Here is a 15,896-nt window from a genome sequence, read left to right on the forward strand (position 1 = left end):
GCCAAACTCTGTAAAAAAGACGCCTTTTAGGCAAAATTTTGCACCATATTGGCATCAGAATTATTAAAGCTACTGCCTTTACTTTTATCTCTATCGCCCTTGCATGCACCTAAATAACGCACCAGAAAATCATCAGATACTGCTCCCTGCCCGAGCCCAAAATAGCGATTCGACACTCACAACAGGTTAGCGCTCACACGTAAAAGCCAAGCTCTCTGGCAACGCTAGTTATCCCCCAAACGACTCCCCCGCATCGGGTAATGCCGCAGTAACACGCTGATAAGCGCAGTCGGTCAATGCACCGATGGGCTTGTCTCACACCAACGTGCCAGCGTCTTATCAACCGCCTAACGGCTGTCACTGTTTGTATAACTTCAAGTGACACAGGTCATGTTCGCAACGCCGGCAAAGTGGGACGACACCCTCTTAACGTCCGCGGCACCATGGCAATGTGGCAACATCTACGATGCAGCAACTGAATAACAATTAAAGACTAAGGCAGCCCTCCCGATAGAGCTTGCCCAGCTAAAAACCATAACAACTAAACAACCTAGCAGCACCAGTATCGCCTAACACAGTCTCAGCGCACGCACCCCATCACCGGGTCATGCCGCGTTGAATTAACACTAATAAAAAGTGACGTAAAAACGAGGCCATCATGATAAAAAACCTAATTCTATTGCCAACCGTGAGCGTTATGGCGCTCACCCTAAGCGCCTGTGGCGGCTCCGATGGAGGCGGCGATAACAGCTCCTCCAGTGTTGCCAGCTCGGTCAGCTCATCGGTATCGTCCAGCTCCTCTGTCAATCCAGCACCGCCAAGCTCCTCTAGCTCGGCCGACAGCTCAAGCGAGTCGAGCTCATCGGTAAGCTCTAGCGAAAGCAGTTCAAGCGAATCGTCGGATAGCAGCATTTCATCCAGCAGCTCCAGCGTCAGCAGCGTCAGCAGCGTCAGCAGCGTCAGCAGCGTCAGCAGCGTCAGCAGTTCATCGTCCACCGCTAACTCATCAAGCTCAAGCTCGTCCTCTGTTGCCAGCTCAAGCTCGTCTTCTGTTACCAGCTCCAGCTCGTCCGCAGCCGCACAGTGGAATATGGTGTGGAGCGATGAGTTTGAAGGCAGCAGTATCGATAGCAGCAAGTGGGCCCACGAGGTTAACTGCTGGGGCGGCGGCAACAACGAACAGCAGTGCTACACCGACCGCGCCGACAACAGCTACGTCCAAGACGGCAAGCTGTTCATAGTCGCGCGCCAAGAAAGCTTTAGCGGACCGGCGGTTAACAACGAAGACCCCAGCTACGATCCCGCCGACACCTCGGCCACCATGCCCTACACCTCGGCGCGCTTACGCACCCGCGATAAAGCCGACTGGACCTATGGCCGCATGGAAATTAACGCCAAGCTGCCGCAAGGTGACGGCTTATGGCCCGCCATTTGGATGCTGCCAACAGACTCGAAATATGGCGGCTGGCCGCTCAGCGGCGAGATCGACATTATGGAAGCCGTTAACCCCAATGCCGGCGGCGCCAATGAAGTGTATGGCACCCTGCACTATGGCCGCGTGTGGCCCAACAACTTAAACACTGGCAGCGATTACAGCCCTCCAGCCAACGTCTGGGACGAGTTTCACACTTACGCGGTTGAGTGGGAGCAAGGGGAAATCCGCTGGTACGTGGACGATGTGCACTTTGCCACTCACACCCAAGACGATTGGTTTACCTATTACTGGGGCGGCCAGGAGCAAGGCTTCCAGCTGGGCACTGACGATGCACCGTTTGACCAGAACTTTCATATGTTGCTTAACGTAGCGGTTGGCGGTAACTGGCCCGGCGCGCCGGACGGCAGTGCCAGCTTCCCGCAAACTATGGAAGTCGATTATGTTCGCGTTTACGAGTGTTCGGCCAACCCAACCACTGGCAAAGGTTGCGCCACTATCGACCCAAGCGCCAAAGATGTCGCGGGCGTTGCGCCACCGACAGCAGAAAGCTACGACCTTTATAACGGTGGCGCCACCAGCTTTACCTTTAGCACCGTCGACGGTGAAGTTACCAACACTTTGGTACCGGGCTTTTACGACAACAACACCGGCAATGTCATCAGCGATCCGCAGGGAATGGACGCCAACGGTAATACCGTATGGGATATTGAGTTTAATGGCCCTGGTAATGCTTTTTTAACAACTGGGGACATGAGCGCCTATCCCGAGGTCAATGACGGCCTAAAATTTACCAATGTGGCCGAATACGGTGAGCTGCGCTTTAAAATGCTGGTGGAGGCAATCGACCCGGCCACCGAACTGCACATTAAGCTCGACAGTGGTTGGCCCAATGTTAGCTTCCACACCATCGACACCCCTGCGGTGGGCGAATGGACCGAGGTAGCGGTTGCCATCAACGAGCTGTCACCCAACAATATCGAAACCGGCGAGGCAAATTTAGGCCAGCTAATCAACGCGTTTGTGATTGAGGCCTCGGGCGGTACCGCCCATGTGCAATTGGCCGACATTCAACTCGGTTGCTTAAGCCCGTGCGGTGTTGATCCGGTGCTGGCGGCGGTTAGCGACACATTAACCGATCAGTTCACCATCTTTAAAAACGGCGTACCCGGTGCCAATTGGGACTTTGGTGTCGGCAGTTGGGACAACAACTCAGGCCACGTGACCGCGCAAACAGCGACTGACCCAGATCGCGGTGATGTACTAGATATTCTCTTTGATACCAGCGGCAACAATGGTTTAGCGTTTATTCAATCCACCACGCCCAAAAATGGTCGTGCTTTTGCTACCAACGGCAAACTGCGCTTTGACATTAACGTACTGGACTATGGCACCAACACTAACGGCATTGTGGTAAAAGCCGAAAGTGGCCCAGGCGTAGGCACCGGTGATTATGTTATCGACCGGGTCCCCACGGGTACTTGGACGACGCTGACAATTGATATCGCTGACTTATTGTCCGCACCGGGCAACAGCGGCTTCAACATCGATGCGTTTAACACACCGTTTGTGATTTTGCCCGCATGGGATGATCAGGCCGGCGTACACATCCAAATCGATAATGTCGAATGGATCGACGGCGACGGCTCAAGCGAAACCACTGTGGATGCCATCACCGATAGCTTTGACATCTATGCCGATGGTGCACCGAGTTCGGCTCAAGGCCTAAACATTGGCATTTGGGATAACGACACAGGCCACATCACCGTCAACACCGTAGCCGATGTCGACCGAGGCGATGTACTGCAGTTGGATTATAGTGACAGCGCCAATAATGGTGTGGCTTTTCTGCACTTCACTGACCTAAAAAACCTGAGCGCTTTTGCCAGTGAAGGCCAGCTTGTTTTTGACCTCAAAGTGCTCGATTTTGGCAGCAACACCAGCGGGTTGATTGTCAAAGCCGAGAGCGGCGCCAACATGGGCTCAGGCGACTATCAAATCTCCACACCCCTGGTAAATGTCTGGACTACCTACACCATTGATATCGCCGACTTAGTAGCGGCCGGACCGCAAGCGGGCTTCACGCTCGACTCCATCAATACCCCTTTTGTCTTTTTACCTGCCTGGGGCGATCAAGCGGGCGTCAGTGTGCAGCTAGACAACATTCGCTGGCTACTTAATGGCGGCTCTTCCAGCAGCGCTAGCAGCTCTTCGAGTTCGTCAAGCTCAGTCAGTTCTAGCTCAGTTAGCTCAAGCTCTGAATCCAGCGCCAGCAGCTCATCGAGCGTCGGTGGTGGTACTGGCGGCGGCACGGGCGCTGGCATTGACACCAGTGGCAGCGCACCTACGAGCTTGGCCGCTGGCTGGGAGCTGGTATGGAACGACGAGTTTAACGGCGCCAGCATTGACAGCGATCGCTGGGAGCATGAAGTTAACTGTTGGGGCGGCGGTAACAACGAAGCCCAGTGCTACACCGACAGCGCCGACAACAGCTACGTGGCTGACAGCCTGCTACACATATCGGCCATCTACGAAGGTGCGGGTATGGTCTGTGGCCCCTCGCTCAACCAAGAGGACCCCGGCTACCCCGGCGCCAACGCCTGTAAAGACTACTCATCGGCCCGCCTGCGCACCCGCGGCAAAGCCGACTGGACCTACGGTCGGATGGAGATTCGTGCCCGGGTACCACAAGGCGTGGGCGTCTGGCCCGCGATCTGGATGCTGCCGAGCGATACCAGCACTTACGGCGGTTGGCCGCACAGTGGCGAGCTGGATATTTTTGAAGCCTTCCAGCCCGGCGTAGCGGGACCGGCCCCCACTGGCGCCGAGAACGAAATGCACGGCACCTTGCACTATGGCTATTCATGGCCCTGGAACCAGTACAGTGGTGCAGCCTACGAGCCACCAACCAATATCTGGGATGACTTCTACACCTACACCGTAGAATGGGAAGAAGGCGAAATTCGCTGGTACGTAAACGACGTACTGTTTGCCCGCAACAGCGGCAACTGGTTTATCTATTACTGGGGCGGCCAAGAGATCGGCTATCAAGTGGGCACCGAAGCTCAGCCGTTTGATAACCCATTCCATATGATTTTGAATGTCGCACTGGGCAACGGTCAGTATATTGACTTGCCGGAGTTTACCGACACCAGAACCATGGAAGTCGATTATGTGCGGGTTTACGAGTGCTCATTAGACCCTGTGAGTGGCAAAGGCTGTGAAACGCCAACCGCTAACGCTGGTGTTACCCCAACTAATATTGCGGGCCACGTACCGCCGCCAGACACCCGTGAAGAGCTTTACTTGTTCCAGGACGGCCTGAAAACATTAACCCTAGCGGGCAACGAGGGTGATGTGCAAGCGAGCTTTACGCCGCAACTTTACCCGGACGCCGCAACGGTAATCTCTAACCCTGAAGCGGCTGGCCCCAACAGCGAAACCGTATGGGATATTGAGTTTACCGGCGCTCCCGCTTCGGCCTTTTTAACCTCCGACGGCGGCTTAAATTTTGGCGACAACCTACACAGCCGCGCCAAAAACTTAGGCGAGCTGCGCTTTGACTTGCGGGTGCTGGATATCGAGCCGGGTACATCGCTGTTGATTAAAATCGATAGCGTATACCCAAAAGTCAGTTATCACGAGATCGAAATTCCGGCCGATGTTGGCGCCGGGGCACAATGGTCCGAGGTAGCCGTGCGCTTGTGGTCGCTACAGCCCAACACTAACGAAGGCTACGCCTCACCGGTTGACTACACCAGTATCAACAATGCGTTTGTCATTGAAGCCTCTGGCGGCACCGCCCACGTACAGCTCAACAACATTCGTCTTACTTGTTTAGACGACGCTGTCGCCAACTGTGATATTACGCCCATCGAACCGGCCGAAGAGATCACCGAGGATATGGACATCTTTGTTGACAACCTAGCAGCGGACTGGAGCAACCCAGGCTTCGAGGTTTATCAACAAGGCGGGCAGGTAATCACCATTGATGCCACAGCGACAGACCCTGACAAGGGCACTGTGATTGAAGTGGAGTTTACCGACACCGGATTTGGTACCTTCTATATCCGGGACAGCTCTGCCAAAGACCTTAGCGCTTTCACCAGTGGTAATTTGGTGTTTGATCTTAAGGTGGTGAGCAACACCGGTAACACCAATGGCTTCGTCGTCAAAGCAGACTGCGGTTACCCCTGCGTTGGCACAGAAGTGTCCGTCCCACTGCCGGCGGACAACGAGTGGCACCCTATTTCCGTGCCCATCTCCGACATCAACCAAGGCGGCTTTGACATAACAAAGGTCGACGTGCCTTTCTCACTGTGGCCCATAGCAGGCGAGCAGAACGTTACCTTCCAGGTGGACAACATCCGCTGGGAACTGGCTGACTAACGTTTATACTTGCCGCGTAAAAGGCCGCTAGAGCTTCCTCTAGCGGCCTTTTTTATTACAGCCTTTACGCCGATTGGCCACGCAGGCCAGCCGTGTCTGAGTCTTTACCCAAGCCGCCTGCTCTAGGTTTCTTTCAAACGAGGGTATCGTTGTCATCTCAGGCAAGCGCGCCACTCTCACTTATAAAAAAACACCCGATTGCTTGTTTCCGCCGCGCACAGCAACCCGCGGATTAGCTTTATTTGCGCCACAAAGCCTGCCATTGCGAGCGCCCTTTAAAACCGGCGGTATGACCACTTAACTCGCAACGGGCTGATCTTTTTAAAGGTGGCTCACGCTAAAAACCAAGCGATTAATCAGCACTAGCTAGTATATTCGGCCAATAAAAAATGACAGCGGTGTCATTTCTGTAAGGCCAAAAACACCACAAAAACCAAACAAAAGCCTTACCAATTAACCTTGCCCGGTATGACCAACAAATGATTTAATACAACTTTACGGTTAAAGGAGCTAAAAACAATGGCGAATGCATTCTATGGCCAATCTGGCGGCGTTACTGCGGTTATCAACGCAACGGCCGCCGGAATCATCGAGACCGCGCGCCAACACCCCACCGTATTTGACAAGGTGTATGCCGGCCGCGACGGTATTCTCGGCGCACTGCACGAAAACTTAGTTGATATCAGTGAAGAATCGGTCGATACCCTAGAGCAGTTACTGCATACGCCGGGCGGCGCCTTCGGCTCCTGTCGCCACAAACTGCAAAACCCCAATGTTAATCACGATGAATACCAGCGCATTATCGAGGTGTTTCGCGCCCACGATATTCGCTACTTCTTTTATAACGGCGGCGGCGACTCACAAGACACCACTCGCAAGCTGGCGCACGTTGCCGAGCTAATGGGCTACGACCTAACGTGTATTGGGGTGCCCAAAACCATCGATAACGACCTGCCGGCCACGGACAACAGCCCGGGCTTTGGCTCGGTCGCCAAGTATGTGGCGGTATCGGCATTAGAGGCCTCTTTCGATATCGCCTCGATGCATAAAACCTCCACTAAAGTGTTTGTGATGGAGGTAATGGGACGCCGCTCGGGCTGGATTGCCGCCGCCGCGGGCCTTGCCTGCGACGAGCGCGAGCTGGGGCCAGACGTTATCTTGGTGCCCGAAATCAGCTTCGACAAAGAGGCGTTTTTAGAGCGCGTGAAACAGACCGTGGCCAAAAAAGGGTTTTGCGTTGTAATCACCGCCGAGGGTATTCGCCAAGCCACCGGCGAGCTGCTGGCCTCGGCCGACAACGAAGATCCGTTTGGTCACACCCAGTTTGGCGGCGTCGCGCCGCTTCTGGTGGATTTTATTAAAGAGCGCTTTAACTACAAATGCCACTGGAGTGTGTGCGACTACCTGCAACGCGCCGCGCGTCACCTGGCATCGCAAACCGATGTCGAGCAATCCTACGCCGTGGGCAAAGCGGCCGTCGAGTACGCCGTTGCCGGACTGCAATCGGTGATGCCCGCCATTGTCCGCACGCAATCAGTGCCTTATCAGTGGGACATCAAACCGGTGCATATCTCTGAGGTCGCCAGTGGCGAAAAAAACATGCCCCGCCACTTTATGAGCAAAGACGGTTTTAGCGTCACCCAGGCGGGGCTCGATTATTTTGCCCCGCTCATTTTTGGCGAGGCCTACCCGCCCTATCGCAACGGTTTGCCCGAATATCGCAAGTGCCGCAATCGTTTAATACCGCGCAAGCTACCCGAATATTTTGGCCGCAAAGACGGCGCAAAAGAAACAGAGCCAGCCTAACAATAGAGCAATAGCATAGTGAACTTACGACTTTTCAAGGACCCCTTTAAGGAACACCACCATGACTGATATCGCGCGCCTACTCGGCGATCAAGCCGATTACCTGCTGGGCCACCAGTGCCAAACGATACCTGCCGACACCCTGATTACCCCCAAGCCCGACTACGTCGGTGCTACTTTTAGCGCCACCGACCGGCCACCGCAGGTACTGCGCAATTTTCAAAGTATCTTAAACGCCGGGCGACTGGGCGGTACGGGCTATATGTCTATTCTGCCGGTAGACCAAGGTATTGAGCACTCGGCCGCCGCCAGCTTCGCGCCAAACCCGGCTTACTTTGATCCCAAAAACATCGTCGAGTTGGCCCTAGAGGGCGGCTGTAACGCGGTGGCATCGACCCTCGGTGTGCTCGGGGCGGTATCGCGCCACTACGCCCACCGAATTCCGTTTGTGGTGAAACTCAACCACAACGATGCCTTAATTCACCCCACCTCTTACGATCAACGCATGTTTGGCAGTGTGCGCCAAGCCTACGACATGGGCGCCGCCGCCGTGGGCGCTACCGTATATTTTGGCTCCGAGAGCTCGCGCCGCCAGCTAGAAGAGATCTCGGCCGCATTCGCCGAAGCGCACAAGCTAGGTATGGTGACCATTTTGTGGTGCTACTTGCGCAACAGCGCCTTCAAAACAGACAGTGACGACCACCATGTATCAGCCGATTTGTCAGGTCAGGCCAACTATCTGGGTGTGACCATCGAGGCAGACATCATCAAACAAAAAATGCCCGAAACCAACGGCGGCTTTAACGCGGTTAACGTGGGCAAAACCCACGAGCGGGTGTACAACAACCTCACCTCGGATCACCCGATCGACTTAACCCGCTACCAGGTTGCCAACTGCTATATGGGCCGGATTGGCCTGATCAACTCCGGCGGCGCATCCGGGGCTAACGATTTATCCCAAGCGGTACGCACCGCCGTCATCAACAAGCGCGCCGGCGGCATGGGCTTAATCAGTGGCCGCAAAGCATTCCAAAAACCCTTCGCCGAGGGCGTTCAGCTGCTACATTCCATTCAGGACGTCTATTTAGATCAAACGGTCGATCTCGCGTAAAACCAAGCTCGTCCGCACAACCGGATGTAGGGCTCTCCACATCCACACAAAACGCCCACAAGGCGCACACACGCGGGGCGCGGCCGTCATACCATGGCGGCAGCGCCCCGCGCCATTAACATTTTTAACACCCACAACATGCCCAGGCCACGCGGCCAAAAGCACCCGCCGCGCCAAAGGTAAGACCAAAAATTAAAATGGTAAAACCAAATATTGAACTTTGATGATTTATATGCAAACATTAGCTATAAATTGGTAATACCATAAATTTCTAATAATCTATAAAAACGGAGTACACTCATGCCGAAGTACCGACTACTCTCAGTGTTGATCGCCATGGCATCAGCCGGCCAGCTGCACGCGCAGGACGCCGACCAGCCCGAAAACACCAGCGACAGTAGCGCCATGGAGGAGATCGTCGTTCAGGGTGTTCGCCAAGCCGAACTTAACGCCCGCGAGCGCGAGCGCGACAAAGACGCTTTTAGCTCGATCATCGCCACCGACGATGTCGGTAACTTCGCCGACCAAAACGTCGCCGAATCGCTGCAACGCCTGCCCGGCATTACCCTGCAAAAATCGGAAGGCGAAGGTAAGTTCGTCAACGTGCGCGGCCTCGGCCCCGGCTTTGTCAGCGTTAGCATGAACGGCAACGAGCTGGCCTCCGCCGGCGCAGACAGCCGCGCTTTTGCGCTGGATGCCCTGCCCGCCGATATGCTCGGCTCAATTGAGGTAATTAAAGCCTTAACCCCGGACATGGATCTAAACTCCATCGGCGGTACCGTCAACGTGAATACCGTTTCGGCCTTTGACCGCAAAGGCGACAGCGTTAAAGTCAAAGCGCAAGGTAACTATCAATCTTACAAAGAAGACTTCAACCCGAAAATCGCCATCAACGGCACCCACTTATTTGCTGATGACACCATTGGCGTAGGCTACTCGGTCTCGTACGAAGATCGCTCCAGTGTGGTCTACCAAGTACAACACCATTCGGATTCATTGCCGCGCTATATCACACCCGACGTTGAAAGCTTGCCCGCTGAATACGAAGGCGATCCGATGCTGATCCCTTTCCGTTACGAGGCGCGCCAAGAAGACGCCGAGCGCACCCGCACCTCGGGCTCGCTTGATCTTGGCTGGCGTCCAACCGAAAACTCCGAGTACTACGCCAAAGCCAGCTACACCAAGTACGACGATCTCGACTTGGCCATGCGCGAGTACTACCGTTTTGGTCAAGCCGGCTCTGGCGATATTGTCTACATCGATAATGACAGCGGCTTATTTGGTTTAGTCGACACCGACTTACAGCAACAGTTTTTTATTCAAGACGGCACCTCGGAAACCACAGCTCTTTCTATTGGCGGTGAAAACCGTTTTGCTAACGACTGGACCTTAGATTACGACTACGCCCACTCTATCGGCGAGTGGACAAAGCCCGATGGTCGTCGCGTGCAGTTTCGTACCCGCGACTTGCCCATGTTAGGCGTTGCCGGCCCGGGTTACATTCAAGGTCAAGTGGTTTCCCCCGACGTCTTAGAAGCGCTTAGCGGCTCGGGCAGTTTGCCGCAATCGGGCGGTTACGGCGGCCTTAACGGCTTTCAAGAAGGCGAACGCCGACAAACCAACTTGCTGTACGACAACATCTTTATTGAAGACAGCTTCCGTGAAGACACCATCGATCAGATCAGCTTAAACCTGCAAAAAGATTTCGCCGACAGCGACGTTCTAAACTACATCAAAACCGGCTTTACCGTTAAGCAACGGGATCGCTACCGCAACAAAGACCGCTGGAGTGTTATTCCCGGCGATTACACCAACGGTTGTGATGGCGACGCCGAGTGCTTGCAGCTGGCCGGCGCACGTTTAGGTGATTTTGCTACCTTTACCCCGGCGCACCCAGACATTCAGCAAGACTTTATTACCTATGATGAAGCCGAGCGTTTGCTGGATATCACCACGCCAATTGCCAAGTACACCGATCCGCTGCGCTCGGGGCAAGACAGCGTGAAAGACGATTACACCCTGACCGAAGACACCGCTGCCGCGTACGTGATGGCCGAGTTCCAACTCAGTGAAAAATCATCGTTAATTGCCGGTGTCCGCTGGTCAAAAACCGACTTCACCTCAACCGGTAACTTATCAATCCGTAACGACCGCTTTGAAGTCGCCAACGAGGCCGCCGTACTGGATATCGCGGTACCAATGCAAGGCGCTGACAGCGCTTACGATGACTTCTTTCCCAGCTTGCATTACCGCTACGAACCACGGGAAGACGTTTTAGTGCGCGCCTCGGTATGGACCAGTTTTACTCGTCCTTCGTTTAACGAAGCTCGCGCTTTCGCGGACTTCTCGGGCCGTATTGAAGTCTGTAATGACATCGAAGGTAGCGCCAACTACGGCGAGTGTAGCGACAGCCCAACCGACATCGGCGCCCAGTCACTGGAAGATTTATCGTCCGAGTCGAAAAACTTTTACGTTAGCCCTGACAACGTGATTAATCTAGGTAACCCAACGCTCACCGCCATGAAGTCGGTCAACTTGGACACCTCGATCACTTGGTATGCCAGCGAAGATTTGTATTTACAAGCCGCTCTCTTTTACAAAGACATCTCCGATTTTATTGTCGATGTTAGCGGTGTATCCAGCTCGTTTGAAGACATGCCGGTACAAATTCCCGTTGACCAAATCAGCGAGTTCTACTTTCGGCCCGGCCAAGTTTACAACGACGTCAACCTAACCACCAATGGCGAACAAGCCCAAGTGTACGGTGTTGAACTGTCTTACTCGCAGTACTTTGAGTCGGGCCTGTTTGTGCAAAGCAACATGACCCTGATCGACAGTACCGCCGATGTTGGCGACACCATCCGTGCCGACGAAATCCAGCTCCCCAACCAAGCTGACACCACGGTTAACTTAACCGTCGGCTGGGAGAACGATGACATATCACTGCGGGTTATTAATAACTACCGCAGTAAAGTTCTGGAACGTATTGGCTCCTGTTCACAAGCGGACATCGACGCCGATGCTGCCCTTGGGCTGCCGCAAAACTGCGCCTCTTGGGCCGATGTTTACGACGATGACACTTACAGCTTAGATTTTAAAGCCACCTATCAGTTTAACGATGATCTGCAATTTTACTTCGATGCAATCAACCTGACCGAAGACAAAAGCTTTAAGTACTTCCAAGGCAATGAATACTCGCGCGGCAACATGCTATTTGAATCAGAGGATTACGGAACCTCTTTCCAAGTGGGTGTGAACTACCGCTTTATGTAACCCAGTTAAGCAATAGTCACGGCGCCACAAGCTGGCGCCCACCAACGAATCTACAATAACGAAGGTATCTAACTATGAACACTAAGCTTATCAATACTAAGCTAACGCTTCTGAGCTCCCTGATCATCGCCAGCAGCTTTATGACCGGTTGCGGCAGCGAGCCCGACTCCAGCGCACCGGACATTATCATTAATATCGAAAACCCCGACGGCGGTGGTGACGGCGGCGGCGATGGTGGCGGCAGTGATCTCCCCGAAATCGCCAATACCGATTTACCCCTTATTGAAACGTTTGGTGCAAATGACACCACCGGCTTTTTTTCCGCTGATTACAAAGCCCTTGCGAGCGAAGCCGAAGAAGGCGAAGGCGGCTTTTATTACTCAATGGCCGGCGTGTATATGGCAGACGGCAGCCTTGACACCGAAGGCAGCAACTGGATCACCGCCGATGCCGACCAAAAAATGCGCTTGGGCGATGCGCGCTTTACCATTGCCCAAACGGTATCACCGTTGGCAGGTGACGTCGCTGACCCACGCAAAGACTCTACCCCAGGCGATGGCGTTGATGATGGTTTAAGCTGGGGCGAACTGGATCTGAGCCAAGATTATAAAATTTCCTTCTGTGTGGTCGCCGCACCCGACACCGCCAGCTCTAGCGATTTTCAAATTTATGTCGACAACAACACCACCAGCGAAGCCAGCTCTATTCACGGCGGCGGTAATGTCGGTTCGCGCATTTTTAACGTACCGGTTAACACTTTAGTGCCAGGCAAGCGCGTAGAAATTAATATTCCAGGCGATACTACCTTGGAAGATGGCGGCACACTGGTCGCTTCTAAGCCCGATTTAGTCGGCACGGAAAACTCCTTTATCGCCATGCGTGTTTCCAGTGGTGGCTGGGCAGTGTTCGACGATCTGTTAATCGAATACCAAAGCGACGTGGGCAATAACCCACAACCCGACTGCGCCAGCAAAGATTCCAACTACAAGTTAGTCAACCCTGCCACTGGCGGCGATGATGAGAATGCGCCAGAGCCTGAAGTGGAAGGTACGCCTTTCGGTGGTTTGCCATTCACCGTCGATCTAACAAGCGATGCCGACACTCTGTTTGGCGAAGCTGACGGTGCCGACTTCTTGTCGATCTCAAACGATCGCGCCGACCCATTCTATAAAGTGACCAGTGGCAGCAGCCGTATTACCGTCGAGAACAACGCGTTAAGCATGAACAACGCGCGCTTTACGATCGGTGACACAGGCGTACCGAGTGCCGAGGCCACCAACCCCTCGGGCGATATTGACCTATCGGCCCCGTATCGCATCAGCATGACCATTACTGACTTTAGCAGCGCCGATGCCGCGGACCCAGGTAAATTCCAGGTTTATATTGACAACAACACCACCAGCTCTGGCAACTCCATTCACGGTGGTGACTCGAAAGTGATCGAACTAACCCCCGACGATGTTAGCTCGCTGCCTTACGAGTTAACCCTAGAGCCAGAGTTTGGCACCGCCAACTCGTTCTTGCAGTTGCGCGCCGATAGCCGCGTGGGCAATATCACCATCGAGAACATCAAAATTGAGTACACCGATGGTGCACCGGGCGCTGACGCCGAGTGGATGCCCAATGACTTAAATCTGGCGGGTGAATCCGACATTGCGCCAGCGGGCAGCTTAAGCGAAAACGAAGCTTTCTCGGTAACGCTAGAGGCCACCGGCGGCAATATGTCGTCGTCTAATCACAACATGTTTTTTGCCAGCCAAAAAATTGAGATGAGCGACTTTATGTTTACCGCGCAAATCAGCTCGGTCACAGGCGCAGACATTGCTACCGGCAACGCCTACCGCTTTGGCATTATGGCAATGGAGAACATGGACCCAGTGGCCGACTTTGCCGACCTTCCTGGCTGGGCCGATGCCGGTTTCTACGTCGATGGTGATCCGGCGGCCTTGATTGGCTCACGGGCGCAAATGAAGCCTAGCGGCAGCCGCTCGCGCTCGGATATCCCCGAGCTGGAAGTGGGCGACTATGTGCGCATAGAGATCTATGACGACGGTGCAGAAAAGCGCGTTAAACGCTACTACTCAAAAGACGGTATCGATTTTGTTCAGGCAAACAGCACCAGCGACTTTGCCGCAACCACCGATAGCGATACTTGGTACGTAGGCCTTTATGCGGCGCCTGGAGAAAACAACATCACCGTTGAATTCGACAACATCAGCATCGATCCGCTGGCTCCTTAAGGCTAATCGCGGCGGTGTAACGCACCGCCGCGCCTCTCCTTAAGTAAAATAGAACACGATGTATTGAAGTAACGCAGAGAGACATCCCATGAAAACAGTCACTTTTTCTAGTATTCTGGCATTAACGGCCACCCTCAGCGCCTGCGGCGGCTCGGGCGGCCCTACTGGCAGTGATCCTACTTACCCAGAAAGTTCTTCATCGAGCAGCGAAGCCAGCTCGAGTGTCTCGAGCGAAAGTTCGTCCACCGAAAGCTCATCCAGCAGCTCAGTCGCCAACCAATGTGACACCATGAATACCGTGGTCGGCTTTGCCAGTTTAGGTGCGGGCACTACCGGTGGCGCTGGCGGCGACACCACTACGGTAACCACCGGTTCCGAGTTAGCAGCCGCACTGGCCAGTAAAGGCAGCAACCCATTAACCATTTTTGTCGATGGCACCATTACCCCGGACAACTCCAACGTCGATAAATTTGATGTTAAAGAAATGTCCGATGTCTCGATTATCGGGGTCGGCGACAGCGCCATGCTCGATGGTATTGGCATTAAAGTGTACAAATCGGACAACATTATTATCCGCAACCTGACCATTCGCTACGTCGATATCGGCGAGAAAGACGGCATTAGCTTGGAAGGCCCGGCCAGCAATATTTGGATCGACCACAACGAGATTTATAACGACTTAAACAGCGACAAAGACTATTACGACGAGCTCGTCAGTGGTAAACGCGATGTCGATAATGTCACTATCTCGTACAACTATTTGCACGACAGCTGGAAGACCTCACTGTGGGGCAGCAGCGATGATGACAACAACCATCGCCGCATTACCTTCTACGCCAACTACTGGGAAAACGCCAGCTCGCGCATGCCGCTGTTCCGCTTTGGCGAGGCACACATTCTAAACAACGTCTACAAAGATGTTACCTCTACCGCCGTTAACTCCCGCATGGGCGCCAACATTCGTGTTGAAGGCACTGTATTTGAAAATGTGCAAAACCCCATCGTCAGCTTCTACTCTGAAGAGGTGGGCTACTGGGATTTAGCCGACAACGTCTACGACAACATCACCTGGAGCAATCCCGCCGGCGGTGACTTAATCGCAGGCCCCGGCACCGACTTAACCTCTACCGTGAGCTATACACCAGAGTACGAGTACACCGCCATGGCGGGCGCGGACACCAAAGCCCACGTTATCGCTAATGCCGGCAGCGGCAAAATTACCAGCTGCTTGCCAACGCCCTAACCGCGCTATTCATGAGCCTCCTCAAGGCAACAGCTAAGTCTTAGCTGTTGCCTTTCGGGCCCGCTGGGCCCGTTTTTTTGCGTTTAAACATTTTTCTGTAAGAGTTACAAAGACCGCACCCAAAACCTACACTCACCAGCGCCCCCCAGCCCCTACATACATTAAAAATCAACACCGAAAATTCTCAACCTACTGTTTTTAAACGACTTTTTAAAACTGGCACAGTTCGCGCTATATACCTAGTAACAGTAAACGAAGGCAGCGAGAGAGAGCACAGCATGAACGTCAAGCAACAGCGACCAATAGGCAACCGCTCGAATCGCATCCGTTTCACCGAACCCTCGTTGGGCCGCCCTTAGGCCCCTTTTTATTCCCTTCGATGAGAGCCACGTCCGTGGCTTA

General features: G+C 53.9%; 7 protein-coding genes. 6 read left to right on the top strand and 1 reads right to left on the bottom strand.

The window, feature by feature from the left end:
* Positions 1–597: 597 nt before the first annotated feature.
* On the bottom strand, positions 598–1,137 hold the full coding sequence (locus AACY82_RS15390; protein WP_339617724.1) for a hypothetical protein: 540 nt from the start codon (positions 1,135–1,137) through the stop codon (positions 598–600).
* Here AACY82_RS15390 and AACY82_RS15395 point away from each other — a divergent pair.
* From AACY82_RS15395 to AACY82_RS15420, 6 genes are all read left to right on the top strand, one after another.
* Positions 1,091–5,821 carry a family 16 glycosylhydrolase gene (locus AACY82_RS15395; RefSeq protein ID WP_339617725.1) on the top strand — a complete coding sequence of 1,577 codons (4,731 nt, stop codon included), beginning with the start codon at positions 1,091–1,093 and terminating at the stop codon, positions 5,819–5,821. The two genes, AACY82_RS15390 and AACY82_RS15395, sit on opposite strands and share 47 nt — an antisense overlap.
* A gap of 519 nt (positions 5,822–6,340) precedes the next feature.
* Positions 6,341–7,627 (top strand): 6-phosphofructokinase, encoded by a 1,287-nt coding sequence (locus AACY82_RS15400; protein ID WP_339617726.1) that lies wholly within the window; start codon positions 6,341–6,343, stop codon positions 7,625–7,627.
* Positions 7,628–7,688: 61 nt separating this feature from the next.
* A complete protein-coding gene (locus tag AACY82_RS15405) occupies positions 7,689–8,738 on the top strand; it encodes a class I fructose-bisphosphate aldolase (protein ID WP_339617727.1) in 1,050 nt (349 codons plus the stop codon).
* Between the two features lie 300 nt (positions 8,739–9,038).
* Entirely contained in the window at positions 9,039–12,011 is a 2,973-nt protein-coding gene (locus tag AACY82_RS15410; RefSeq protein ID WP_339617728.1) for a TonB-dependent receptor, read from the top strand.
* A gap of 74 nt (positions 12,012–12,085) precedes the next feature.
* Entirely contained in the window at positions 12,086–14,251 is a 2,166-nt protein-coding gene (locus AACY82_RS15415; protein WP_339617729.1) for a hypothetical protein, read from the top strand.
* An 88-nt stretch (positions 14,252–14,339) separates the two neighbouring features.
* Complete coding sequence (locus AACY82_RS15420; RefSeq protein WP_339617730.1) at positions 14,340–15,494, top strand: pectate lyase; 1,155 nt, start codon at positions 14,340–14,342, stop codon at positions 15,492–15,494.
* The last annotated feature ends 402 nt before the right edge of the window (positions 15,495–15,896 follow it).

The sequence above is a fragment of the uncultured Gilvimarinus sp. genome, from assembly GCF_963972205.1.
Taxonomy (GTDB): Bacteria; Pseudomonadota; Gammaproteobacteria; order Pseudomonadales; family Cellvibrionaceae; genus Gilvimarinus; species Gilvimarinus japonicus.